Consider the following 644-nt stretch of genomic DNA (forward strand, 5'->3'; position numbering starts at 1 on the left):
TCCACAAGCCGTGCAATTTGGAGCGCATGGGACAGTATCGTTGGCGACTCCCCTTGGGAAGAAACCTTCAACTCGCTGGAAAACTGTGGAATCGACTTGATCCGGGAAGGCTGTGCCGTCGCACGGCATGAAGCCTGGAATCTCGAACTTGGGCCGAGCAGCCAAGAGGCCGTTTCGCAGGGGATCCGCAAAAGAATTCGCGGCTTCATGCGCCGCGGCGAGCTTCCGGACAACGCGGTTTTGATAGGTGGGCCGCCTTGTCAAGCCTATTCGGTCGTTGGAAGGTCTCGCAATCGGGGCAACGAGACCTATGTCGCCGAGGATGACCACAGGCATTTCCTCTATCGCGAATATCTGCAAGTGATCCAAGAATTCAGGCCCGCGGTCTTCGTGATGGAAAACGTCAAGGGAATCCTGAGCTCCCGTGTGGCAGACCGCCGGATCTTTCATTCAATCTTGTCCGATTTACAGCGGCCGGATTTGGCCTGCGGCGATGACGCTGGACTTCGCTACATGCTTGTTGCCCTGACACCCGAGGAAGGACTCTTCGACGACCTCGATCCACAGTGCTTCATCATCCACGCGGAAAACCATGGCATCCCTCAGGCCATACACCGTTTGGTCATCTGTGGCGTGCGACGGGA

At 57.0% G+C, this 644-nt stretch carries 1 protein-coding gene; it reads left to right on the top strand.

Going from position 1 to position 644, the window contains the following annotated elements:
• On the top strand, positions 1 to 644 hold a 644-nt coding region (locus tag AC1DY5_RS57920; protein WP_478123084.1), incomplete at both ends, for a DNA cytosine methyltransferase.

The organism is Variovorax sp. P4_D9, from assembly GCF_056401695.1.